Source organism: Paenibacillus koleovorans NBRC 103111 (assembly GCF_004000845.1).
Taxonomy (GTDB): Bacteria; Bacillota; Bacilli; order Paenibacillales; family NBRC-103111; genus Paenibacillus_AA; species Paenibacillus_AA koleovorans.
This window is the reverse complement of sequence record NZ_BIMA01000019.1, coordinates 18,904-43,202: the sequence shown is the minus strand read 5'-3', so window position 1 is coordinate 43,202 and position 24,299 is coordinate 18,904. Positions and strand designations below refer to the sequence as shown.

Below are 24,299 nucleotides of genomic sequence, written 5' to 3'. Positions count from 1 at the left end.
AGCCCACGCATCCTTACAACATCTTAAAACCCTATTAATAGAGCGATGATAGTGTCTAGGTATACTAGTATGGAGAGCTCACAATTTTAAATGATGAAGGAGAGAAGGTTTCTTATGAAAAAAGCGGTTGCCCTATTAGCGACTCTAACTCTTGCAGCGGTAATGACAGCTTGTGCTTCCAACTCCGATAACTCTAAGACGACGACTGGCACTACTACGAACGGTTCCTCCGCGGTGAAGACGAAGGACACGGTCACGATCGCGTGGTATCCGAACGAATCCGGAGCGGATTTGAAGGACGCGCGGGACGAAATCGGCAAAATCATCGAGAAAGCCATCGGCAAAAAAGTAGAGCATAAAACGACGACCGATTACATTATTGCCATCGAGGCGTTGGCCAACGGGAATGCCGATTTGAGCTTCATGGGTCCACAAGGCTACATTGAAGCGAATACGAAGAACAAGAAGGTGCAGCCTCTCGTCGTAAACAGCGGTGCATCCGGCACTTTGGACGATGCCGTCTACTTTAGCTGGCTGAACGTTCGTAAGGGCGAGGAATCCGCCTACAAGAGCGGCGACGCGTTCTCCATCGACAACATTGCGGGCAAGAAGTTCTCGTTCGTCTCCAATAGCTCCACTTCGGGCTTCAAGGTGCCGTCGGCCGGCATCGTCAGTTATTTCAGCAAGAAGGACAAATACAAGAGCCTGACGACGGACGATCTGCTGCAAGGCGGCAAAGACAAGTTTTTCGCGGAAGTGTTGTTCGGGGGCTCGCACCAAGGCTCCGCTGTCAACCTGTTGACCGGCAAAGTCGATGTGGCTGCGTTCTGCGACACTTGCGTAGCCAACTATGTGGAGCTCGCATCGGGATCCGCCAACAAGCCGGGCGCGGTGTATCGGGTAAAGCAAGGTGCAGCGGAACCGTTCAATACCCTGATCGGCAAAGAGTTCTCGCTGATCTCCGTCACGCCGGTGCTCAACTCGCTGTTCGCCATTAATACCAATACGGTTAGCGCCGACGATATCCAGAAGCTCAAGGACGCGTTCGTGTCCGATGAAGTGACGAAGAACCCGAAGGTGTTCCTGCCTAAGGATTCCAAGGATTCCGGGTTGTTCCGCCAAAGCTCGGGCAAAGAAAAATTTCTGACCGTGGAGGACGCATGGTTCAATCCGATTCGGGAATTGTCCAAATGAGTCCGTTGCTCGAATGCCGTCAAGTTTCCAAGCAATACGGCTCTCAGGCCAGAGCCTTGTCGGACATCAGCTTTTCGGTGCGAAAGGGCGAGTTCGTAGCGGTCATCGGGCCCTCCGGTGCGGGGAAATCGACGCTGCTGCGCTGCATCAACCGGATGATCGAGTCGAGCGGCGGCGATATTGTATTCGACGGCGCGCCGGTGACGAAGCTCAAGCGGGGCGAGCTGAAGCAGCTCCGCACGAAGATCGGGATGATTTTCCAGCACTACAATCTGGTCGACCGGCTGACGGTTATTGAGAACGTGCTGCACGGGCGGCTGGGGTACAAATCGACGTTTGCCGGCATCTTCGGCTTGTACAGCAAGGAAGAGAAGGAACGGGCCATGGGCATCCTAAGCGCGCTTGGCCTGGAGGAGCACATGTACAAGCGTTGCGACCAGTTGAGCGGCGGCCAAAAGCAGCGCGTCGGCATCGCCCGGGCGTTGGTGCAGGAGCCGAAGATGCTGCTGTGCGACGAACCGATCGCCTCGCTCGATCCGAATGCGTCCAAGGTGATCATGGATCATCTGAAGAGCATTTCCCAGACGATGGGCATTACCGTGCTGATCAATCTGCATCAGGTAGAGACGGCGCTGAAATATTCGGACCGGATCATCGGCGTGAACAAAGGACGAATCGTGTACGACGGAACGCCGCGGGGCGTAGATACGACCGTCCTGAGCCATATTTACGGCGGCGCCCGCGCGGACGAGCTGCATGCTTTGCAGGGTGGGCAGCATGCAGGCTGATTTTTTCGCGAGGAAGCGCAGGCAGTCGTATGTTTATTTTTCCGTTATGGTCGTGCTGACGCTGGCGGCCATCTTCGTGACGGAGTACGACGTGGTCAAGGGGATCTCTTCGATCCCCAAGGCGGCGGAGTGGACGGTCGCCAACTTTTATCCGGACGCCAAGGCGATGAAGAAGCTCCCGGACATTCTGGATACGTTGCTCGAGACTGTGCTCATGTCGATCGCGGCGACGACGGTCGCGGCGGGGCTTGCTTTCCTCTTCGCGATTCTCGGGTCGCGGACGACCGGGATCGGCGGGCCGTTCAGCTTGGTGTGCCGCGGGATCGCGACGCTGTTCCGCAACATCGATGTGGCCGCGTGGTCAATGATCTTGCTGTTCTCTTTCGGCCAAAGCGTTTTGACCGGGTATTTCGCCTTGTTCTTCGGTTCGTTCGGTTTCCTGACGCGCGCCTTCATGGAGGCGATCGATGAGGTGAGCGGTTCATCCGTAGAGGCGCTGCGGGCGACAGGGGCGGGGTACTTCCACATCGTGTTCCAATCCGTCGTGCCGTCCAGCATCCCGATGCTGCTGAGCTGGATCCTCTTCATGGTGGAGACGAACATTCGGCACGCTACACTGATCGGCATTTTGACAGGGACGGGGATCGGCTTCCTGTTCAGCTTGTATTACAAAAGCTTGAACTACAGCTCGGCCAGTCTTGTGGTATTGGTCATTGTAGCGGTTATTTTGCTGATCGAGTATGTCTCGAACAGCATCCGAAGGGTGATCCTATGAAACCTTACAACCGGTCCCGCCTGACCATCCAACTGACGCTGCTCGCCTTGGCGGCTTTGACGATATATGGCTTTCTCACATTCGATTATAAAGACATCCAGCTCGGAGAAGCACTTCAGTCTACATTCCAGACGATACGGACGATGTTCCTGGAGCCGCACTTCAAGCATTTCACGCTAGTGGAAGCGCTCGAGCAAGTCGCCATCACGCTGGGGCTCGCTTTCCTGACTACGCTATTCGGTGCAGTTCTGGCGCTGTTCCTCGGCCTGTTCGCCGCCCGCAACTTGTCCAGCCGCTGGGCTTCCGTTGTTATTCGCGGGTTCGTGGCTTTCATCCGGGCGGTACCGACCGTATTGTGGGTGCTCATCTTCGCGGTCGCGGCCGGCCTGGGGAGCGTCGCCGCCGTCGTCGGGATGACCTTCCACTCGGTCGGGTATTTGATCAAGGCGTACTCGGAGTCGTTCGAGGAGCTGGACGGCGGCGTCATCGAGGCGCTCAAGTCGAGCGGCGCGAACTGGTGGCAGATCGTGTTCCAGGCGGTTATTCCTTCGACGATGTCATATCTGATTTCGTGGACGTTCCTGCGGTTTGAGATCAACTTTGCCGTTTCGGTCGCGATGGGGGCGGCTGCAGGTGCAGGTGGCATCGGCTATGACATGTTCATGGCCAGCTCGTTCTACTACGACGTGAGAGAGATCGGGACGATCACGTACTTCATTCTGGCGCTTGCGGTCCTGATGGAAGTGTTGGCGAATCGCCTCAAGCGGAAGCTGCGGAGTGCTTAGCGGTTTGAGAGGTCAGTTGAGGCAAGGCAGGGCAGGCAAGGAGAGGGAAAGAAGCTGTTCAGCGGGGGCTGGGCGGCTTTCTTTTTTGTTGGCAGGTGTGCATGGTTGGAGGCGGTCTACAATGTGGAGCGGCGGTCGGAGGTGGGGAAGAGAGGCAAAAATTGGTCTACATGGTGGTAGCGACGATCGATAGAGGGCGAAGAAGGGGAAAAGTTGGTCTGCATAGTGGGAGCAGCGCTCGGCGATAGGCGAAAGGGTCCTGACGCGAGAAAATAACGATCTGGCATATCTTTATTCTGCGTAATTCAAGGGTTTGCGGCAAAATAGCGTTACACCATATCGTTATTGGTCCCGAAATGGCCCGTACTACAACAAACCTTCACCCCTCCCGCCCAGCCGAAGGCGAATACCCCCAAGCAGCCTTGAACTGCTTGGAGAATACGAACGGGTCCGGGTAGCCGAGGGCGGCGGCGATATCCTTGACGCTCTGGTCCGTGTTCTCCAGCAGGAAGCGGGCGTAGATGAGCCGGCTGCGGATTTGGTACGCCTTGAGGCTCATGCCCATAGAGGCGTGGAACAGGCGCGAGGCGTACTTGGGCGACAAGTCCGCCAGCGCGGCGAGCTGCTCCAGCGACGAGCGGTTCGTCGGATGCTCGTCCAGGAAGGACGCCAGCCGCCGGATGCCCGGATGCAGCAGCGGAGCCGACAAGGCGCCGCCGGAATCGGCCAGCTGGCTGTGCAAGGCAAGCTCGCCCAGCAGCTGCGCGATGGCGGTGTGCGTCAGCGAGTCCCTCAGATCAGAAGCCGGCAGGCTGCTGCCATAGCGGTGAATCGCTTCGAACCGCTGCTGGAACTCCTGAGGGGGTTCGCACACGAAATGAAAATAGAAGGGCTCCGCCTCGAATGGGATGTAACCGTTATCATCACAAGAAAACAATCGGAACCGAATTGGCACGATGCTCAGATCGATCCCCTTATATTTGTAAGCCCGGTGCGTCGTCTGCGGCGACAGGAAAATCAAAGTCCCGGGCAACAGAGGCACCTCATCCACACCTTCTATCACATAGCCGCCCCGCCCATCCTTCACGTACAGCAGGTGAAAATCGTCATGGATCCGGTCAGGGAACGACCAGTGCGGGCGGACGGTCAAGCTGTAGGAGCTCTCCAGCCGAAACCGATTCATGGAGCCCAGCATGTCGCCGAGTATTTTCTGCAGCAGTTCGCCAATGGCCAATCCAGTGATCCTTTTTGACATGCAGTTCACCCCTTTTGCTATGGGCTAGGCAGGCTTGATTTATTTATAATTATGGGAATAAAGGCAGGAATGTCAAGCCATTCCGCCAACTCCGAGGGAGGCAACCTTCATGAGCAAGCAGCCGAATGTGGTTTTCATTATAGCCGACGATCATCGGCACGATGCGATTTCCAGACATGGCGATCCGGTCGTGCAGACCCCTGCGCTGGACCACTTGATCGACCAAGGCATATCGTTCCGGGGCACGCATATTATGGGAGGGCTGTCGCCGGCCGTCTGCATGCCCACACGCGCCAGCGTGAACACGGGAGCGAGTGTCTTCCGAACCGGCGGCGCCGGCAAGGTCAACCCGGAGCTGACGCTCATGGGCGAATGGTTCCGCGCGCACGGCTACTATACGTTCCAGGTGGGCAAATGGCACAACGAGCCGGCTACGCACCACCGCAGCTTCAGCGGAGGGGCCAAATGCTTCTTCGGCGGCATGAGCGACCACTACCAAGTGCCGCTGCATGATTTCCGCGCCGACGGCCAGTACGAAAAAAATCAAATTTACTTCGAGGACCGCCATTCCACAGACATCTTCACAGACGCGGCCATAGACTTCGTGCAAACCTACGACCGGGAAGAGCCGTTCCTGCTCTACCTCGCTTACACCTCGCCGCACGATCCGCGCACGGCGCCGGAGCCTTTCGCCAGCCGATACAACGCCGACAACATCCAGTTGCCGCCTAATTACATCGAACAGCATCCTTTTGACAATGGAGAAATGGTGATCCGCGACGAGCTTTTAGCCGAACAACCTCGTAACGCCGCTGAAACCCGCCAACATATCGCCGACTATTATGCCATGATTACCCATCACGACGATGCGCTCGGCCGTCTGTTCAAGACGCTCAAGGACCGCGGCCTGTGGGACGACACCATCATCGTATACACGGCCGACCATGGTCTGGCGGTAGGACAGCACGGCCTGCTGGGCAAGCAGAGTATGTACGACCATAGCGTCCGCATCCCATTCCTCCTAAGAGGACCGGGTGTTCCAGCAGGCCGACAATTCGAGGGACTCACCTGCCAATTCGACATTTTCCCAACGTTATGCGAGCTGTCCGGACTTTCCATCCCGACAACCGTCGAAGGACAAAGCCTTGTCCCCACCCTGACGCAGCAGCCTGCAACCGCGCCTATTCGCGACAGCGTCTTTTCCCTCTATATGGACATCCAGCGTATGGTCAAAACACCACGTTGGAAGCTGATCCGTTACTACCGCAACGAGGAGAAAGGCGTCGGCACCGACCGAATCCAGCTGTTCGACCTGCTGAACGACCCGTGGGAGACACAGGATCTCTCGCAGCAGCCCGATATGGCCCCGCAAATCGAAGCGTTGGCCGCTACGATGTCGCTTTGGCAGCAGCAAATCAACGATCCGCTCCAGCAGCGTCCGATTCTCGTCTAGCACCGCCGCCGGATCGAAAGTGACAAAACCGTAACTTTGGATCACGCTACTTCTATGGTTCGAAATGGGAAATCCCCCTATAGTACATAGTATAAGAAGACTATGCGCCATGTAGGAGGGACCATCCCATGACGGCAACCATTATTCAAACGAAACAGCTCACCAAGAGCTTCGGCAAAAATCAAGTGCTCCGCAACATCGATCTCACGGTCACGCAAGGCGAATTTACTGCAATCATGGGTCCATCCGGCTCCGGCAAGTCGACGCTGATGAACGTCCTCTCGACGATCGACCGGTTCTCGGGCGGCGATATTCTCCTGGAGGAGAAGTCGCTGCTCGACTTGAACAAACGGGCGCTGCGGCAATTTCGCCAAGACCGGATGGGCTTTATTTTCCAAGACTACAACCTGCTTGACATGCTGACAGTGAAGGAGAACATCTTACTGCCCCTATCGCTGCGCAAAATGAAATCCGAGGAAATGGAATCGCGCCTCAAGAAGCTCGGCCAAGCGCTCGGCATCGAGGACATTCTCGACAAGTACCCGAACGAAATCTCGGGCGGTCAGAAGCAGCGTGCCGCTTCCGCCAGAGCGCTGATCACGAATCCGGCCATCGTCTTCGCGGACGAGCCGACCGGCGCGCTCGATTCGCGTTCCGCCACCCAACTGCTCGAGCAGCTCGTGCACCTGAACAAATCGCTTCACACGACCATTCTGATGGTCACCCATGATGCCTACGCGGCCAGCTATTGCAGAAGGGTTATTTTTCTGAGGGACGGCAGCATCGTGAACGAGGTGTATGCGGGCGAGCAGAGCCAGAAGGACTTCTATGAGCGGATTCTCGATACCCAAAGCCTGATGGGGGGCAAAGGGCGATGAACCTGCTAGACTTGACGCTGCGCAACGTCCGACGCAATTTCCAGCTATACACGATTTACTTATTTTCGCTCATTATCGGGGTCATCATTCAGTTTACGTTTTCCTCGCTCATGTTCAACCAGGACATTCTCGACGTCATCGCGAACCGGGCCATGTTCCAGCAAGGCGTCAGCATCGCGTCCGTGGCGGTCGTGCTGTTCATCATTTTCTTCCTGATCTATGCGAATTCGTTCTTCATGCGGCAGCGCAAAAAAGAGCTCGGCATGTACTTGCTCTTCGGTATGAAGGAGCGGCAAATTACGAAGATGGTGTTCTACGAAACGCTGTGCATCGGCGCGATCTCGCTGGCCGCAGGCATCTTGCTCGGAGGTTTGCTGTCCAAGCTGTTCGGGCGCGTGCTCATGAATCTGATGCAGTACGATCAAGTGATTTCGTTGGCGTTCCCTCCGCAGGCGATCGGTACCACGGTGGGCGTGTTTCTGCTATTCACCCTGATCATCACCATTCAGAGCGATTGGGCGGTGCGTCGGCTGCAGCTGGTTGAATTGTTCCGGGCGAAAGAGAAGATGGAGAAGCCGATCCGAGCCTCGGCTGTCTGGGCGGTACTCTCGCTGTTGCTGCTGGGGGAGGCGTTTATGCTGATCCTGAGCGGCAGCCAGTCCGTCTTCTGGGAGGAAAAGTACTCGATGTACAGCCTTTTGGGCGTGGCGGTGGGTGTAGTCGGGGGGACTTACTTGTTCTTTCGCCAATTCATCGGCTGGCTGCTGCAGGCGATCAGTCGGATGCGGCGGTATTTTGAGGGCGTGCGGCCGTTGTGGACGTCCTCACTAAGGTTCCAAGTGCGCAGCAATGCGCTGAACCTGACGTTCATCACCTTGTTCAGCACGATGATCATGCTGCTCATCAGCTTCGTGGCGATCAATTACAAGGTGCAGTTCGAGGCCGTCGGCAAAAATGTACCTAACCATATCGCTTTCCAGACGCTGGATCGGGCAACCAACGAGCGCATCGAGGCGCTGATCAATAGCTCGGAGCATCCGGTTACGGAACATACCACCTTGCAGGCTTTGCGGGTGAAGGCGGTGACGGACCGCAACGTAGCGTTCGAGAATGCGGAGTATTATTTCGAGGATGTGCTGCTTGTCTCGGAGCAGGCCTATGAGGCTTGGACCGAGCGGCGCGGCGACTCACAGCCGGTGACGCTGCAAGGGCGGGAAGCGATCGCGCTGTCGCAGGGGATGGATTTCCCGACGCCTTTGGCACCGGGTGAGCAACTGGCTTTTGCGGTGGAGCCCGGGTACGAGTTCAAGCTGGTCGAGCGCAAAGACTTTGCGCTTCTGGGTTGGGCGACCGATCCGGAGGAGGCGATGGATAAAAAGCCGGGCGTGCTGGTCGTGTCGGACGACGCGTACCGCGAGCTGAGCAGGGGTGGGCAGGCGCACGCCGTGACGTTCGAGCTCTACATGGTGGAGAACGCGAAGACGGCGGACCAGCTGTCGCGGGATGTGTACGCGATCGTCTCGCAGACGCCGGGCGTGTACTACTCTTCGTTCGCGGACATTTACTCGAAGCAGATCGAGAGCTCCGCGCTCCTGTTGTTCTCGGCCGCGTTCCCTGGCCGTCATCGCGCTGTTCGCGCTGGCGAGCGTCATTTACTTCAAGCAGCTCCGCGAAGCGACGGAGGAACAGCAGCAATTCGGCATCCTGCGCAAAATCGGCGTGGACAACGGCGTGATGAAAAGCGTCATCCGCAAAAAGCTGCTGCTCGTGTTCGCCCCGCCGCTCGTGCTGGGCATTCTGATCAGCTGGACCTCCATCAAAACGTACATCCTCGACTCGGTGCAGGACTACCCGGGGTTGGTCGGGATGGTGTGGGGCATCATGGCGGCTTACTTCGTCATCTACATCTTGCTGTACGTCTCGTCGACTAACGTCTACTTCCGCATTGTGACGCGGAAAGCGTAACAAGAAGCGCCTCCATCCGATGGTGAAACCAGGAGTGGAGGCGTTACGCATTAGAAATAGTTATAAAGTGGCGGAAGAGGTTGTGGTTGAAGGGGGCCGCTCTTGAATCCTATGCTCGTTCATTATTTTATTTTGTTAGGTGTATAAGATAGAATTGTAATTAGTTGTGGGTAAGATGTTAAGGGTAGTAGTTTTTGTAATGGAGGAGGGATAACTGATGGAGCAACAGGAGCTAATGCAACTGCTAAATGATCTTCGCGCTATGCCTGCTGAAACGGAATGGCTTGAGTTCAAAGAGGCAAAATCAACATTTGATTCAGGGAAAATAGGAAATATGTTTCAGCCATAAGTAATGAATCAAATTTAAAGGGTAGACCATTCGGATGGCTTATCTTCGGGATTAGAGATGCCGATCGGCAGATTGTCGGATCTCAATACCGAGTGAACCGTGCGGATCTCGATAGCTTAAAACATGAAATTGCAATCAAATCTTCTGGCGGGCTAACTTTTAGGGAGATCTACGAACTTATGCTACCTGAAGGCAGGGTTGTTTTGTTTCAGATTCCTGCAGCTCCACTGGGGATCCCTACTGCGTGGGATGGACATTTTTACGGTAGAAATGGTAGTTCTATTGTGGCTTTAAGTTTGCAAGAAATCGAACAGATACGCAGTCAGGTTATGAAGAAAGACTGGTCAGCCGACATTTGTCACTCTGCTACTGTTCATGATCTGGAACCCGATGCAATTATAAAGGCTAGAACAGAATATAAGAAGAAATTTCCTCGACTTGCTGATGAAGTTGATAGCTGGGATGACTTAGCCTTTTTAAACAAAGCGCGAGTAACGGTGCAAGGTGAAATTACTAATGCAGCATTAATTCTTCTAGGAAAACCGGAGGCAGAGCATTTTATCCAGCCGGTTGTAGCGAAAATGAGCTGGATATTAAAGGATAAGGACAACATTGAACAAGACTATGATCATTTCGGTCCTCCCTTTATTTTGAACTCAGAGCTTTTGTTTTCCAAACTCCGTAATCTGAAATACAGATATATGCCCGATAATAGTTTATTTCCTATTGAGGTTAATCAATATGATGCTTATGTAATACGTGAGGCACTTCACAACTGCATTGCACATCAGGACTACGAAAAACAAGGTAGAATAAATATTGTTGAAAAGCCAGACGAGCTTATTTTCACAAACCTTGGTAGTTTTATTCCTCAAAGTATTGCAGCCGTAATTGAACGGGACTCTCCACCGGAGTATTATAGGAATCGATTCTTAGCGGAGGCAATGGTCAATTTGAATATGATTGACACCATTGGTTCGGGTATAAAGAGAATGTTTTTTACTCAAAAGAGACGATTTTTTCCGTTGCCTGATTACGACTTATCAGATCCTAATAAGGTCCAAGTTCGAATCATTGGTAAAATACTCGATGAAAATTACACGCGTATGTTAATCAATCATACAGATTTAGATTTATCAACGGTTATTTTGCTTGATAAAGTACAGAAGAGAGAGAGAATCAAACCAGAGGAAGTTAAAAGGTTGAGATCACAGCGCCTGATTGAAGGCAAATATCCTGTTATATATGTCGCAGCGCAAATTGCTGCGTTAACAGGGGATAAGACTGCGTACATCAAAAACCGAGCATTTGACAAAGAATTTTATAAAAGTATGGTTATTAAATTTCTTCAGCAGTATAAATCCGCAGACAGACAAGAAATTGACAACTTATTAATCAGTAAACTTTCGGACACTTTGGATGAAACGCAAAAAAGAAAAAAAATTAATAATTTGTTATTTGAAATGTCTAAAAAAGACGGGACAATTGTGAATATGGGATCTTCAAAACGACCGAAGTGGGTTTTAACTTAACTAAGGATAATTAGTAGTAATTAAGTTGAAAAATAAGTTATAAACTTAGATCGCGAGTAAGGTTAGCACGGCAACATCCGCATCACATTGCGGATTTTTGTCTGGGAATGTTGGGGATTTGAAAGTAAAACATAAGTAATAAAATTTACAGAGCCGATGATCGCAGTGTCCTTGGGCCTTTGGTTTTATTTAGGTTGATCCCTCTTGCGCTTTAATTAACTAATCCGGCCCTACCCCCTTCACCACCTGCAAAAACGGATCATGGTTGCGCGGAAAATGGATCACCATCTCGGTAAACGCACCGACCGCCGAGGTAGCGGTGATGTAATGGCCGAGCTTGTTCGACAGAGCCTGGGCCAAGTACAAGCCCATGCCCGTCGACTTCATGTGCGAGCGGCCGTTCGAGCCGGTGAAGCCGCGGTTGAAGATGCGGGGCAAGTCCTTCGGCTCGATACCGATGCCCGAATCGCGCAGCACGAGCTGCTTTTCCTGCGCTGTGGACCGCGTCGCCACTGTGATTTCGCCTTGATCCGGCGTGTATTTCAAGCTGTTCGTAATGAGCTGATGGATGATGAACTGCAGCCACTTTGGGTCGCTCTGCACGACGAGAGCGGGGTCGAGCTGCAGCACGATGCGGATCCTTTTCGAGATGAACGTCTTGGAGTGGGTGCGCACGGCGTCCTTCACGAGCTGCTCCAGCGTACAGTTGCGGATCTCGTAGTCCTGGTTGAAGCTGTCCAGCTTGGCGTAATAGAGCGCCTGATCGACATAATGCTCGATGCGGGACAGTTCCTCCTCCAGGCTCTTCGGGTCGATCTCGGTCTGCTGCATGAGACGGAGCACGGAAATCGGCGTCTTGATCTCGTGGAACCAGGACAGGATGAAGTCATAATATTCGTTCTGCTGGGCTCGGACGCTGTTCAAGGCGCGGATATGCTCCTTTTCCAGGGCGGCGATCGCCTCTTGGTAGGCTTCGGCTTCCAGTGACAGCGGCTCGGCGTCTTCGTCTTGCATGTGCTTGATGGCGTGGACGTTTCGCAAGTAGCGATGCACCAGGAACCCGGCGACCAGGAGCAGCATCAGCAGCAAAGTGTAGAGGAACGTTTCTCTACTCCAGGCCGTTTCCGGGTCGGTGAATGAGACGATGGCGATGATCATATAGGCGACTGCGAACAGCACCAGATAAGGCAGCTCATATTGCAAAAACCGCCAGCCTCTCATTCGACGAGATACCCCATTCCTTTGCGCGTTACGATATAATCTTCGAGGCCGAGCATGGCGATTTTGCGCCGCAGCCGGTTGACGTTGACGGTCAGCGTGTTGTCGTCGATGAATTGCTCATCGTTCCAGAGCGCCTGCATCAGCTCCTCGCGGGAGACGATTTTGCCTCGGCTGCGCAGCATGGCCTGGAGGACGATAAACTCGTTGCGCGACAGCTCGGCGGACTGCTCCCCGACTTGCACGGAGGAGTTGGACAGGTTGAGCGTCAGTTCCCGGTGCGCGAGCTGCAGCTGCTCGTCTTGATATGTATAGTTGCGGCGCAGCAGCGCGCTCACCTTGGCCACCAGCACCCCGAGGTCGAACGGCTTCTGCACGAAGTCGTCCCCGCCCATGTTGATCGCCATGATGACGTCCATATTTTGATTGCGCGAGGAGAGAAAAATGATCGGAACCTTGGACACGGCGCGAATTTGCTGACACCAGTAGAACCCGTCCATAACCGGCAGGTTGATGTCCAACAGCACGAGATGCGGCTCGAACGCCGCGAACTCGTCCATCAGGCCGTCGAAGGCGGTCACCTCCAGCACCTTGTATTGCCACTTTCGTAGCATATCAGCCACGATCGTGCGGATTTTCTCATCGTCTTCCACGAGCAGAATTCGGAACATGGCGGAGCTTCCCTTCTTTCGGTCAACACAATGGCTATTGGTTTTAGTATACCATTCATGAGGGTCTGAGGCATGTGGGTGAGAAATGGAGATTCTATAGGATAGATTTACTCTTTACCGTATATAATGTAAAGTATAATTAACATAAATGAAGAGGTTTTGTTAAATATGAATTTTATTACGGATGAGAAAATACTTAAAGTGCTTCGCGGCTACAACCAGTGGTGGATTAGTAAAACGATATCTTCGGATTTGACCCGTCCGGTAAAAAGACTGGCCTACTATGAGGCTAAGAAAACGTTTGAACACCCCCAGATTCGTAGAGAGGTCATATTATCGGGTCCGAGACGTGTCGGCAAAACCACGATTATGTATCAAATGATTGAGAATATGCTGAATGAAGGGGTCGAACCAAGAAATATCCTGTACGTTTCCTTCGACCATCCGATGCTGAAGCTGTGCGATATCGGCCGCATTCTAGACATTTATCAGAACAATGTGAATCCGGACGAGCGGAACCTTTATTTGTTTTTTGACGAAATTCAATATGCAGGGGACTGGGATTTATGGCTGAAAACGTTATACGATCAACACTCGAGCTACCGTATTATGGCAACCGGCTCGGCAAGTCCTCTTTTGGCAGAAAAAGCGAAAGAAAGCGGCGTTGGACGCTGGACGTCGATTCGTATTCCCACTTTGTCTTTCTATGAATACATTGAACTGATGGGCGTTGCGAAGCCGGAGCTATCCAGGGACATTTACCCTACAGCGCTCGCGGGGCTTACCGAGGCGAGGTTAGCGGCAATCATGATGCAATTGGAACCGCTGCAAAGGCATTTTCATCGCTATTTAATCGTAGGCGGATTTCCGGAAGCTGCTTTGGCAGACGATATGGACTATGCTCAGAAAATGATACGCGAAGATGTTGTGGACAAGGTGTTGAAGCGAGATATGGTATCGCTTTTCCCGATCCGCAATGTGGCTGAGTTGGAGCAAATCTTTTTGTACCTCTGTATGATTAGCGGAAACTTGGTTGTACAGGACACGATTGCGAAGGAAGTAGGCATCTCTCGACAAACGGTTGCCAACTACATGGAGTTTCTCGAGCAGGCCAATCTGATCTATACGAGCCAACCTACGGAACTAAGCGGGAAGAAGATTTTGAAAGCGAAGCCTAAAGTCTATTTAGCGGATGCAGCGATTCGGAACGCCGTCCTAATGATCGGAGAGGAAGTGCTGACCGATCCTCTGGAGATGGGCATGATCATTGAAACGGCGATTTACAAGCATATTCATTCCTTCACTTACTTGGATACAACGAAAATCGGTTATTTCCGCGACCCTAGATCTGAAAAAGAAATTGATATCGTCGTCACATACAAAGTCGCTTCCAAAATCATTATGGAGGTCAAGTACCGTGAAAGCACGGGTTTGTCCATTAAGGAGGCTATAGTGGAATGGGCGGATGACCCCAAAACAGCGGCTGCCTTAGTCATCACTAAGAATAGCACGGATTACGGGAAGACGGATCACCAGACTAGGTGCCCGATCATTAAAATACCTGCCTTTGCATTCCTGTATTTGCTCGGGCATGCGGAATATACGAGATATATGGAGGCAATGAGAAAGGCATAGAAGAACCGCCCGAATGGGGCGGTTCTTCGTCTAGGTTTGCTTCCAACGAGGCAGCAGCAGCCGGAAGCGGGTCCCCTGCGGGGAGCTCTCCGCCAGATCGAGCGAGCCGCCCATCGCCGTGGCCAGCAATCGGCTAAGAGAGAGGCCGAGCCCCATTCCGCGCAAATCCAGCCGCTTGTTCTCCCCTCTATAATAGCGTTCGAAGATGTTTTCTTGCTCTTCGAGCGGGATCCCGCAGCCGTTGTCGCTCACATAGACGACTAGCTGCGAATCGGAGTGTTCTTGCAGCTCAACCGTGATACGCCCCTGCTTGCCTAGCGCCTGGCGGGCGTTCTGCAACAAATTGATGAGAATTTGCTGAATCCGACCCGGATCGCCGGCCGCGTAGAGCTTCTGCGGCGGCAGGGCGAGCTGCAGGTCAAAATCAGGCTTCTCTTGCTCGCGCACGAGCCTCCACTGATACGCAATCTCGTTCAGCAGCCCGCCGAGCTCCAGCTTGTCCGCCAGCACATGCACTTTGCCGGAGGCAAAGGAGTTGAAGTCCAGCAGCTCGGCGACCATATGCTGCAGCCGGGCCGTTTCCTTCAGCGAAATCTCAATAAACTCTTCCGCCTCCGCGCCGGTTACGACTTGATCGCGTACCGCATGCAGCAACCCGTGAATCGAGGTGACCGGCGTCTTCAGCTCGTGGGTCACGCCGGCGAGCAGCTCATTGCGCAGCTCCTCCAGCTGCTTCAGCCGTCCGGCCATATTGCCGAACGAGTGGAGCAGGTCGTGCAGCTCCTGCTCCTTCACGGGGGCGGGCAGCTCCACGTCGAAGCTGCCTTGCTCGATCTGTTTGGCGGCGGCGGCGACTTCTACGATCGGCCGGGTCAGCTTGCGCGCCAGCAAGTAGATCGCCAGCCAGCCCAGCAGTGCGGCTGCCAGCAGCAATTGGCTTAGCGACAAGTACTCCTCGCCGAATTCGGCGATGGAGGGTTTCGGGGCGCGTAGCGTCACGGTACCGAGCTCCACGCCTTGGTGAGCCAGCGGCAGCACCACGGAGTGGGTGCGGCTGCGCGCGGGGTCTACGGCTCGTTCCTGTTCCTCCGCAACGACCGAACGCTCCGAGGACGACGGTGCGCCTCCGTCGGCTTCCGTTCCCGCCCAGCCGTCATCGAGCGGACGATCGCCGCGCGACGGCTGCTGCGAAGAGGGAGCGTTCCCGTTCCCGCTGCCACCGCCCGGCGGTCGCCTTCCCGGCGAAGGCGAGGCGGTCGTGTCGCTTGCAGGCGCTTGCGCTGTGTCCGGTCCGAACTCGACCCGAGGGCCGAGCTTCGTGAACAGCACCTGGCCGCTCGAGTCTTTCAACTCGACATAGAGCGGCTCGGGTATTTCCAATAGACCCAGTCTCCGGTCGATCCATGCAGGCAGTTCCCGCCCGTCGAGCACGTATCGGCCGGAGGCATCCACGATTTTCCCGGCCAAGTCGCCGGCGAGCTGCTGCATCCGCTCCGTCCGGTGATTCAAGGTAGTATGGTGGATCCACCAGAACGATATGGCGACCACAACAAGCATTCCGGTGAGCAAAATCGCCACATAGAGGAAGGTCCAGTGGCGAAGCAAAGTCGTCCGTCTAGCTTTCTTTCCTAGCATACAGCTGATACCCCGTTCCTCTGAGCGTGCGGATCTCGCCCTCCTCGAGCGGCCAGTGCAGCAGCGCCTTGCGCAGCCGCTTGACTGCGAGATCGACTGCGCGATCGCTTCCGTCGTAGTCCATCCCCCAGACGCGCTCGATGAGCTGCTCGCGGTGGAAGAGCTGGTTCGGGTGCTCCGCCAGGAACAGCAGCAGCGCCATGTCCTTCGGGATGATCGACAGCGCGACCCCGTTTAGAAACGCCTCTCGCGACTTGAAATTGAGCCGCAGGCTCCCGAAATATTTGTACTCGCTCGCAACGAAAGTCTGTGCCGGCCGCCGCAGCACGGCATTGACCCGGGCAACGACCTCCTCCGGCACGAACGGTTTGGTGATATAGTCGTCGGCGCCTTCGTTCAACCCGGCCAGACGGTCTTCCACATCGCCCCGCGCCGTCAGCATGATGACCGGGCAGGCGCTCATCTGCCGGATGGCGCGCAGCACGCCCCACCCGTTCAGGCCGGGCAGCAATACATCCAACAATACGAGCGTCGGGCGATCGGCTTCGAATTGCTCCAAGGCTTGCTGCCCGTCGGCGCAGATACGGCAACCGTAATCGGCTTTGCGCAAGTAAGCGGCGAGCACGCGAGAAATCGCAGGCTCGTCTTCTACGATCAGGATCGATTTCATGTTCCGTTCCTCCCATTTCCGCCCCATGCGACCGAGTATGCCCCCAGCCTATTACAGCTGTAAGTCAAGCGTGTGTCGAATTACTCCCATTGTATCGCAAAGTCGCGCCTGCCGGGGAAATCCTCGTTCGAATACATTTTAGAGGACCCGAGAAATACTGACAAACAGCTGTCAGTGGCGCTGAGGTAAGCTGATAGAGGAACAACGCACTTAACCTATGGTCCGTCCAAGGAGGAATGGATCGCGATGGGTGTGCCTGCCCCGGTTTAATTGACTACGCTGCGCGGTTCCCCTACAATGATCGACAAAGACATGTTCGATAGCGATAGGGGAGAGCGACATGAAATTTCTGCCGGCGCTTGGCGGCAAGCCTTCGGAGGCGAGCCGGGCGAGAATGAGCAAGTCCCAGCACTATGACAGCCGCAAGTTCAACAACCTGATTCCGACATCGACCGCCATTGACGCTTCTTTCCTGGAGAAGTGGAAGGTGATGGGCCAATTCATCAAAGGCAATCCGAAGGGCAAGCCGGCCAAACCGCTTCAACCGGTGCCGCTTGATGCCGACGCTTGGGTTCGCGCAGAGGATGACCGAGTCGCTTGGTTCGGCCATTCCGCAGTGCTCCTGAAGCTGGACGGCAAGACGCTGCTGATCGATCCGATGCTGGGGCGGGCGCCTTCTCCGGTGCCGATCTTCGGGGGCAAACGATTCAGCGCCGAATTGCCTGCCGCCGTCGATAAGCTGCCGCCGATCGATGCGGTGCTGCTGTCGCACGACCATTACGATCATCTCGATTATGGGACGATTGTGCTGCTTCGAGATCGTGTAAAGCGTTTCTACACCCCGCTTGGCGTAGGCGGCCACCTGGAATCCTGGGGCGTGCCGGCCGATCGGATCGTCGAGCTGGACTGGTGGGAGGAGACGGTGTTCGAGGGCATTCGGCTCGCTTGTACGCCGGCCCGTCACTTCTCCGGACGCAGCTTGGTCGGCCGCGACGGCACACTGTGGTGCTCCTGGGTGCTGCACGGCAATCAATCGCATGTGTTTTTCAGCGGGGACAGCGGGTATGGACCTCATTTTCAGCAAATCGGGGGCAAGTACGGGCCGTTCGATCTGACTATGGTGGAGTGCGGGCAGTACGACGAGCGATGGGCGGCGATCCACATGCTGCCGGAGGAGACGGTGCAGGCGCATCTGGACGTTCGCGGCGACGTGCTGATCCCGATCCACTGGGCGGCGTTTACGCTGGCTCTCCACGATTGGACCGATCCGGTGGAGCGCGCCCAGCGACAAGCATATGAGCTCGGGGTGCGCATCGCGACACCTCGAATCGGGGAAGTTGTTCCGATCGGAGCGGGCGGCACGTTGTCCGCCTCCGCGTGGTGGAAGGGTTGAACTGAGAATAGGTATCGATCCCGGGTGCAGAAGTGGAATAGTATGGCGTCGAACGCTCCATCCTTTAAGGATGGGGCGTTTTTTGGCATGCTGAGAAAAAGCGAGTTCTTGCCAATAGCGATATGCCGTATCGTTATTCGCAGGGCGTTAGAACAAACGCTTGACTTTTACGTGCAAATTAAGTATCTTAAAATTAAGATTTTAAAAAAGCGAGGTGATGCCACATGCAAACTCCTGATTCCGATCGCCATCCCGATCGCACCTCCAGCCGCAACGACGCGCTGCAGCTGTACATCGCGCTTTCTCGTGCCGGCCAGTGGGTCCACATGCACGCGGATCGCGACATTCGCAAGCACGGTCTGAACCGCACCGAGTTCGGCGTACTCGAGCTGCTGTACCACAAGGGGCCGCAGCCCATCCAGCAAATTGGCGGCAAGGTGCTCATGAGCAGCGGGAACATCACCTACGTGGTCGACAAACTGGAGCAGAAGGGCTTCGTGAAGCGCAAAGCTTCAACGGAGGACCGCAGGCTCATCTACGCCGAAATCACGGACGCCGGCCAGCAGTTCATGAGCCTAGTGTTTCCCGGTCATGCGGAAGCGATCAGCCACGCCGTCAGCGGCTTGACCCCGGAGGAGCGGCGACTGGCCGCCGACCTGCTGAAGAAGCTGGGCAAACAAGCGCAGCAGCTGTTCAAACCGTAGTCCTTCCATCCTTGTTCCTATATATGCTGCAATCAGCTTACTCAAACATAAACAAAGGAGTGGTTCCATATGACAATACGTACAGCAGGTATCCATCATATAACGGCATTCGTGCAAAACGCGCAGGCAACGGTCGACTTCTACTCAGGGCTGCTCGGACTGCGGCTCGTGAAAAAAACGATCAACTTCGACGCGCCGGAAGTGTATCACCTGTACTTCGGCGATGAAGCCGGCACTCCGGGCACGATCATTACCTTCTTCCCGTTCGCTGGCTCGCGCAAGGGGAGGATCGGCGGCGGTCAAGTCGGCATCACGACTTATGCGATTCCTCCGGGCACTACATCGTTCTGGAAAGAACGGTTCGACAAGCTGCAGGCGGCATATACGGAAACGCAACGTTTCTCCGAAACGTACTTGCATCTACAGGATCCCGACGGATTGCTCGTGGAGCTGGTGGAGCGCGAGGAAGGGGCGCTCAGCACATGGTCGTTCGGCGGCGTACCTGCGGACAAAGCGATCAAAGGCTTCGGCGGAGCCGTTCTCTATAGTACGGCGCCCGAGAAGACTGCTCCGCTGCTCGAGCGGGTAATGGGGCTGGAGCGCGTCGGCGAGGCGGACGGCTTCATTCGATACCGCTCTTATGGCGAGATCGGAAATATCATAGACCTGAACGCATCGCCCATGGAGCATGGCCACGGCGGCGCAGGCACCGTCCATCATATCGCCTGGAGAGCGAAGGACGACCGGCAGCACAACGAATGGCGCGAGGAAGTGGCGCGCCACGGCTACCAGCCGACGCCGATCATCGACCGGCAGTACTTCAACGCGATCTACTTCCGTGAAGCAGGCGGGCTGCTGTTCGAGATCGCGACCGACCCGCCGGGCTTCGCCCGCGACGAGCATCCGGATGAGCTCGGCGAGAAGCTGATGCTGCCGGATTGGTACGAGCCGCACCGCGCCCGGATTCAGACGAACCTGGGACCGATCGAAGTGCGCGTATTGGAGGGGGATCACGCCTAATGAAGCATATCTACCAGCAAGGAACGAATCCGAGTGCGCCTGTTCTGCTGCTGCTACACGGGACAGGAGGGACGGAGCGCGATCTGTTGCCGCTGGCGGGGTTGATCGATCCGAGCGCCTCCGTGCTCAGCGTGCGAGGCAACATCCTGGAGAACGGCATGCCGCGCTTCTTCCGCCGACTGGCGGAAGGGGTGTTCGACGAGGAGGATCTTGTCTTCAGGACGCAGGAGCTTAACGATTTTCTCGACCAGGCGGCGCAGCAATACGGCTTCGATCGGCGCAACATCGTCGCGGTTGGCTACTCGAACGGCGCGAACATCGCCGGCAGCCTGCTGTTCCACTACAAGGACGCGCTCCGCGGCGCGATTCTGCACCACCCGATGGTGCCGATCCGCAGCGTCCCGCTGCCGGACTTGTCCGGCGTGCCGGTGTTCATCGGCGCCGGCCGCAACGATCCGATCTGCGCGCCTCGTGAGACGGAGGAGCTGGCCCAACTGCTCGGAGGCGCCGGCGCTCAAGTCACCGTACACTGGGAGGCATACGGGCATCAGCTGACTCAGACCGAGGTGCAGACGGCAGCGGCTTGGTACAAGCAGCTGTTCCCGCAATAAATAACAGCAGCCTCTTCGTTCCTCGGAACGGAGAGGCTGCTCTCTTTTCCGCAGCAGGGCGGTCTGGCGGGTCTTCCATGCATGGATAGGAGGGGATTGGAGATGCTGAAAAGAACAGGCGAGAGTCTGCACATTATGGCAAATTCCGATTTTTTTCGACACACTTTAGTCACATTTACGCGGAAATTGTCTCTCTTGCCACCGAGGAATGGGTGTAAAATAATGTTGTGAAAAAAGTAACAAAGCGCTTGTTTTCGAGGAGGAGACGTTCCCATGTCAACTACAACAGCAGATCAAGAGGCAGCCGCCGTTCAATCGGCCGACCTCGCACTCGGGCGGAACTCAATAGATGTTCTGGATCAATTGATTCGCCCGGAGGTTCAGGAGTCGCTCACCATCCTGGTGGAGAACCTGCCGAAATTGGCGGAGATGGTCACCGTGCTGACGAAGGCCTACGATTTTGCCCAAAGCGTCGCGACCGACCGCGTTCTGATCGACGATTTCAAAACCGGCCTCGAAGAATTCGTGAAGCCGGTAGCCGACACCGCCAAAGGCATCGCCTCGGCCGCCATGGAAGCGAATGACCGCGCCCAAGCCGAGTCGGCTACGATCGGGCTGTTCGGCATTTTGCGTATGCTGAAGGACCCGCAGGTCCAGAAGACGCTGCGTTTCGCGCAAGCTTTCCTGAACGTGACCGCCGAGCGCCAGCGCCAGAAAGCATCCGAGTAACGACTATCAGCTTGAGAAGAACGGGGGATCGACCATGTCGAAACATATTTTGATACTGGGCGGCGGATACGGCGGCTTGCTGAGCGCGCTGACAGCCCGGAAATATTTGAACGTGGCGGATGCGAGAATTACGCTCGTGAACCGTTACCCATCGCACCAGATCATCACCGAGCTGCATCGTCTGGCGGCGGGCACGCTGGTGGAGAAAAATGTAGCGCTGCCGCTGGAGAAGCTGCTTCGCGGGAAAAATATCAACCTGGTCATCGATACGGTGAAGGAAATCAAGCCGGACGAGAAAAAAGTAACGCTCGCGAGCGGCGCTTACTACACGTATGACGCGCTTGTTGTGGCGCTCGGAAGCGAAACGGCGTTTTTCGGCATTCCGGGGCTGCAGGAGCATTCGTTCATCCTCAAGTCGGTTGACGATGCGAACAAGATTCACGCGCATGTGGCCGCTCAGTTGGATGCTTACAAACAATCCGGCAACAAAGCGGACGCTACATTCGTCGTCGGCGGAGGCGGTCTTACCGGCATCGAGCTGGTCGGCGAATTCGCGGACAAGCTGCCGGAGCTGTGCCGTCAGCGCGGCATCGACTACAAGGACATCTCGCTGTATTGCGTGGAAGCGGCGCCTTCGATTCTCGCGGGTTTCCCGCAGGAGCTGGTGGATCGCGCCATGGCGAGCCTGCAGAAGCGCGGCGTGCAATTCGTGGTCGGCGTTGCGATTACCGAGCTGACGAAGACCGCCGTGTCGCTCAAGGACGGTCGTTCGATCGAGACGAACACGCTCGTCTGGACCGGCGGCGTACAAGGCAACTCCGTCGTGGCGAACTGCGGCATCGAGGTGAATCGCGGTCGCGCCAGCGTGACGGAGACGTTGCAGTCGACGTCGCACAAGGATGTGTTCCTGGCCGGCGACAGCGCGGTTGTCATCCCGGGCGAAGGCGCACGGCCTTACCCGCCGACGGCGCAGCTGGCTTGGCAGATGGGCGAGCTCGTGGGCTACAATCTGTTCGCCTTCTTCAATGAAGGCGCAATGGAGACGTTCCAGCCGGTATTCTCGGGTACGCTCGGCAGCCTCGGCCGCAAGGACGCGATCGGCATGATCGGCGCGAACCAAACCCGCTTGAAGGGTACGGCGGCTACGTTCATGAAGGAAGCGAGCAATATCCGCTACTTGACGCATATTAACGGATTGGCTTCGCTGGCGTATTAAAAAAGATAAAAGCGGCCGACAGATCATGGGGATCTGTCGGCCGCTTTTTTTGCGTGAGCCGCTGTAGCTGTTGTTCAGCAATGATAGTCCGCGAGAAGGCCGGCATAGCCAATCAGCTCTCTCGGGTTCAGGCCGCCGCCGATCATCCGGTCGTTGTAGGACGTGAGGAACAGGTTCAATCGAATGCCGTTCAGCAGCTCGACCTGCACCCACTGGTTCAGGCAGCTCTGCGCCTGCTGCTCATTCTGGATCGCCGCACCGCCGCAGTAGACGGCGCGGTAGGAAGCGCGGGAGACGAAGCCTGTCGCATAGTTCATGCCGGCCTGCGTCACGAGGACCTGCAGCTGGGTGCCGTCGCGAAGCGTCACGGTGACCCAGCGGTTCATACAGGCCATGAGGCTCATCAGGCTGGGACGCTGCAGTCCGCCGTTCGTTGGTGTTTGCCACATAGATGCCGTCTCCTTCGCTTACGAGCAAGTGAAGGCGTCGATCAGTCGCAAGTCGATGCCGAAGTAGGCCCAGGTCCAGCCGGTCCAGCGGAAGCCGGCGATCGAAGTCGGGCCGACGAAGATCGGGAAGAACCAGAACTGTTGGCCGTTCGCTAGCCAGATGTACGTGAAGCGGAAGAGGCAGCGGGAGATCGCGCCTGGATCGACGAAGGCTACCGCGCCACCGGGACCGGCGGATTGGAGCGAGAACGGCTTGGGCGGGATGAACCCGGGAGGTGGGGATGTCGGCGCTTGGCCGGTGCCGCCGGCACCGGGCATCGGTGTCCCCGGTGTTCCTGGGAAACCAGGCATCGGGCCGCCCGGGAAGCCCGGACCGCTAGTGCCCGGCATGCCTGGGATGTTGAAGCCGCCGCCGCCGATCGGATTGAACGAGCGGAAAGGAGCGACGACGGTATCGAGCTCGCTCTGTAGGCTCGCAATTTCTCCGCGGAAAGCAGCTTCCTGCTGCAGCGCTTCGGCTTGTTTGCTCAAGATCGACGATTGCAGCTGTGCGACTTGCTGGTACACTTCCAGCGGAACGGCCACGCTTGGCGCGCCCGGGGTGAACGGAGCGGCGGCTTGAGGCCGCGAGTATGGCTGCGGCTGCGGCGTACGCGCGAATTTGGAGCGGACGGCCGATTTGGCCGCGATCTTAACTTTGCTTTTGGATGATGCGGATGATGGCACTTGATGTTCCTCCTCTGATGGACTATAGCCCTTTGGGATACTATATGCGGACGATAGGCTAATGTCACAGAAATCGCAAACGCCCGGGGCTCTCCCCGGGCGTGAATGATGAAGCTATGAGGCGGTGCGGCGTCAGCCTTGCGGCATTTGGCTCATATCCATGTACAGCACGTTCCAACGGTGACCGTCCAAGTCGACGAACCCGGCGCCGTACATCCAGCCTGTTCGGTCGCTCGGCCTGCCATAGATCGTGCCGCCCGCCGCTTCCACCTTGTCCAGCAGCTCGTCCACCGCGTCGCGGCTCTCGGCGTCGATCGAGATGAGCACTTCGCTGCCCAGCTTCGTGTCAGCCACTTCGTGGTTCGTGTAGCCGCGGAAGGTCGCTTCCGGCACGAGCATAACGACGATGCTCTTCTCACCGACCAGCAGGCTGGCGGCCTCGTTGGAATCGCCGAACCGCGGATTAAGCGCGAAACCGATGGATGTGAAAAATTGCTTCGAGCGCTGAACGTCTTTCACGGGAAGGTTAAGCCACAATTCTTTGGTCATTTGCAATTGCTCCTTTTTTTGGTGGAGTTGCGTCGGCGGTTTCACTATGATGATCATAGTGAAAATTTAGCATATTTCACTTTGATAATCAAATTTATT

At 55.9% G+C, this 24,299-nt stretch carries 24 protein-coding genes and 1 pseudogene; 17 read left to right on the top strand and 8 right to left on the bottom strand.

The window, feature by feature from the left end; genetic code table 11:
• The first annotated feature begins 114 nt into the window (after window positions 1-114).
• Genes PKO02S_RS08975 through PKO02S_RS08960 form a run of 4 tightly spaced genes read left to right on the top strand, consistent with a single transcriptional unit; the run spans window position 115 to window position 3,542 of the window.
• Window positions 115-1,194, top strand: a complete 1,080-nt coding sequence (locus PKO02S_RS08975) for a phosphate/phosphite/phosphonate ABC transporter substrate-binding protein (RefSeq protein ID WP_127581355.1) — start codon at window positions 115-117, stop codon at window positions 1,192-1,194.
• Window positions 1,191-1,982, top strand: coding sequence for a phosphonate ABC transporter ATP-binding protein (gene phnC / locus PKO02S_RS08970; RefSeq protein ID WP_127581352.1), 792 nt, complete (start codon window positions 1,191-1,193; stop codon window positions 1,980-1,982). Before PKO02S_RS08975 ends, phnC begins: the two co-directional genes overlap by 4 nt.
• Window positions 1,972-2,757: a PhnE/PtxC family ABC transporter permease gene (locus tag PKO02S_RS08965; RefSeq protein WP_127581349.1), complete on the top strand. Its 786-nt coding sequence runs from the start codon at window positions 1,972-1,974 to the stop codon at window positions 2,755-2,757. The genes phnC and PKO02S_RS08965 overlap by 11 nt, the downstream gene beginning before the upstream one ends.
• A complete protein-coding gene (locus tag PKO02S_RS08960) occupies window positions 2,754-3,542 on the top strand; it encodes a PhnE/PtxC family ABC transporter permease (RefSeq protein ID WP_127581346.1) in 789 nt (262 codons plus the stop codon). The genes PKO02S_RS08965 and PKO02S_RS08960 overlap by 4 nt, the downstream gene beginning before the upstream one ends.
• A gap of 379 nt (window positions 3,543-3,921) precedes the next feature.
• Here the strand turns inward: PKO02S_RS08960 and PKO02S_RS08955 are convergent, their stop codons facing one another.
• Entirely contained in the window at window positions 3,922-4,797 is an 876-nt protein-coding gene (locus PKO02S_RS08955; protein WP_127581343.1) for a helix-turn-helix transcriptional regulator, read from the bottom strand.
• A gap of 109 nt (window positions 4,798-4,906) precedes the next feature.
• On the opposite strand from PKO02S_RS08955, the gene PKO02S_RS08950 reads away from it, so the two are divergent.
• From PKO02S_RS08950 to PKO02S_RS08935, 6 genes and pseudogenes are all read left to right on the top strand, one after another.
• The gene (locus PKO02S_RS08950) at window positions 4,907-6,250 is read left to right on the top strand and encodes a sulfatase family protein (protein WP_127581340.1); all 1,344 of its coding nucleotides are present in this window, start codon (window positions 4,907-4,909) and stop codon (window positions 6,248-6,250) included.
• Between the two features lie 128 nt (window positions 6,251-6,378).
• On the top strand, window positions 6,379-7,128 hold the full coding sequence (locus PKO02S_RS08945; RefSeq protein ID WP_127581337.1) for an ABC transporter ATP-binding protein: 750 nt from the start codon (window positions 6,379-6,381) through the stop codon (window positions 7,126-7,128).
• Window positions 7,125-7,598 (top strand): annotated as a pseudogene (locus tag PKO02S_RS33745) (FtsX-like permease family protein); the annotation flags it as partial. The gene PKO02S_RS08945 and the pseudogene PKO02S_RS33745, both read left to right, overlap by 4 nt.
• A 1,033-nt stretch (window positions 7,599-8,631) precedes the next feature.
• Entirely contained in the window at window positions 8,632-9,093 is a 462-nt protein-coding gene (locus PKO02S_RS33740) for an FtsX-like permease family protein (RefSeq protein WP_307720014.1), read from the top strand.
• Between the two features lie 217 nt (window positions 9,094-9,310).
• Window positions 9,311-9,442, top strand: a complete 132-nt coding sequence (locus PKO02S_RS33620; RefSeq protein ID WP_281280417.1) for a hypothetical protein — start codon at window positions 9,311-9,313, stop codon at window positions 9,440-9,442.
• Window positions 9,439-10,974: a DUF8451 domain-containing protein gene (locus PKO02S_RS08935; protein WP_373865204.1), complete on the top strand. Its 1,536-nt coding sequence runs from the start codon at window positions 9,439-9,441 to the stop codon at window positions 10,972-10,974. Before PKO02S_RS33620 ends, PKO02S_RS08935 begins: the two co-directional genes overlap by 4 nt.
• A gap of 219 nt (window positions 10,975-11,193) precedes the next feature.
• Here the strand turns inward: PKO02S_RS08935 and PKO02S_RS08930 are convergent, their stop codons facing one another.
• The gene (locus tag PKO02S_RS08930) at window positions 11,194-12,195 is read right to left on the bottom strand and encodes a sensor histidine kinase (protein WP_127581334.1); all 1,002 of its coding nucleotides are present in this window, start codon (window positions 12,193-12,195) and stop codon (window positions 11,194-11,196) included.
• On the bottom strand, window positions 12,192-12,863 hold the full coding sequence (locus PKO02S_RS08925; RefSeq protein ID WP_127581331.1) for a response regulator transcription factor: 672 nt from the start codon (window positions 12,861-12,863) through the stop codon (window positions 12,192-12,194). The genes PKO02S_RS08930 and PKO02S_RS08925 overlap by 4 nt, the downstream gene beginning before the upstream one ends.
• 168 nt (window positions 12,864-13,031) lie before the next feature.
• Here PKO02S_RS08925 and PKO02S_RS08920 point away from each other — a divergent pair, with 168 nt between their 5' ends.
• A complete protein-coding gene (locus PKO02S_RS08920; RefSeq protein WP_127581328.1) occupies window positions 13,032-14,498 on the top strand; it encodes an ATP-binding protein in 1,467 nt (488 codons plus the stop codon).
• A gap of 30 nt (window positions 14,499-14,528) precedes the next feature.
• Here PKO02S_RS08920 and PKO02S_RS08915 read toward each other — a convergent pair whose 3' ends face one another.
• Together PKO02S_RS08915 and PKO02S_RS08910 are read right to left on the bottom strand one after the other, a co-directional pair.
• Window positions 14,529-16,133: a HAMP domain-containing sensor histidine kinase gene (locus PKO02S_RS08915; RefSeq protein WP_127581325.1), complete on the bottom strand. Its 1,605-nt coding sequence runs from the start codon at window positions 16,131-16,133 to the stop codon at window positions 14,529-14,531.
• Window positions 16,114-16,803 carry a response regulator transcription factor gene (locus tag PKO02S_RS08910; protein WP_127581322.1) on the bottom strand — a complete coding sequence of 230 codons (690 nt, stop codon included), beginning with the start codon at window positions 16,801-16,803 and terminating at the stop codon, window positions 16,114-16,116. Before PKO02S_RS08910 ends, PKO02S_RS08915 begins: the two co-directional genes overlap by 20 nt.
• Window positions 16,804-17,143: 340 nt before the next feature.
• Here PKO02S_RS08910 and PKO02S_RS08905 point away from each other — a divergent pair, with 340 nt between their 5' ends.
• From PKO02S_RS08905 to PKO02S_RS08880, 6 genes are all read left to right on the top strand, one after another.
• Window positions 17,144-18,196 carry an MBL fold metallo-hydrolase gene (locus PKO02S_RS08905; protein ID WP_127581319.1) on the top strand — a complete coding sequence of 351 codons (1,053 nt, stop codon included), beginning with the start codon at window positions 17,144-17,146 and terminating at the stop codon, window positions 18,194-18,196.
• A 224-nt stretch (window positions 18,197-18,420) separates the two neighbouring features.
• Window positions 18,421-18,900, top strand: coding sequence for a MarR family winged helix-turn-helix transcriptional regulator (locus tag PKO02S_RS08900; RefSeq protein WP_127581316.1), 480 nt, complete (start codon window positions 18,421-18,423; stop codon window positions 18,898-18,900).
• A gap of 69 nt (window positions 18,901-18,969) precedes the next feature.
• Complete coding sequence (locus PKO02S_RS08895) at window positions 18,970-19,920, top strand: ring-cleaving dioxygenase (RefSeq protein ID WP_127581312.1); 951 nt, start codon at window positions 18,970-18,972, stop codon at window positions 19,918-19,920.
• Window positions 19,920-20,531 carry an alpha/beta hydrolase gene (locus tag PKO02S_RS08890; RefSeq protein WP_127581309.1) on the top strand — a complete coding sequence of 204 codons (612 nt, stop codon included), beginning with the start codon at window positions 19,920-19,922 and terminating at the stop codon, window positions 20,529-20,531. Before PKO02S_RS08895 ends, PKO02S_RS08890 begins: the two co-directional genes overlap by 1 nt.
• A gap of 273 nt (window positions 20,532-20,804) precedes the next feature.
• Complete coding sequence (locus PKO02S_RS08885) at window positions 20,805-21,260, top strand: helical membrane plugin domain-containing protein (RefSeq protein ID WP_127581306.1); 456 nt, start codon at window positions 20,805-20,807, stop codon at window positions 21,258-21,260.
• 34 nt (window positions 21,261-21,294) lie between these two features.
• Window positions 21,295-22,476 (top strand): NAD(P)/FAD-dependent oxidoreductase, encoded by a 1,182-nt coding sequence (locus PKO02S_RS08880; RefSeq protein ID WP_127581303.1) that lies wholly within the window; start codon window positions 21,295-21,297, stop codon window positions 22,474-22,476.
• 74 nt (window positions 22,477-22,550) lie between these two features.
• Here PKO02S_RS08880 and PKO02S_RS08875 read toward each other — a convergent pair whose 3' ends face one another.
• The 3 genes from PKO02S_RS08875 to PKO02S_RS08865 form a co-directional block, all read right to left on the bottom strand.
• On the bottom strand, window positions 22,551-22,925 hold the full coding sequence (locus PKO02S_RS08875) for a hypothetical protein (RefSeq protein WP_127581300.1): 375 nt from the start codon (window positions 22,923-22,925) through the stop codon (window positions 22,551-22,553).
• An 18-nt stretch (window positions 22,926-22,943) separates the two neighbouring features.
• Window positions 22,944-23,315 (bottom strand): collagen-like protein, encoded by a 372-nt coding sequence (locus tag PKO02S_RS08870; RefSeq protein ID WP_246066894.1) that lies wholly within the window; start codon window positions 23,313-23,315, stop codon window positions 22,944-22,946.
• Window positions 23,316-23,783: 468 nt separating this feature from the next.
• Window positions 23,784-24,200, bottom strand: a complete 417-nt coding sequence (locus tag PKO02S_RS08865; RefSeq protein ID WP_127581297.1) for a VOC family protein — start codon at window positions 24,198-24,200, stop codon at window positions 23,784-23,786.
• Window positions 24,201-24,299: the final 99 nt, after the last annotated feature.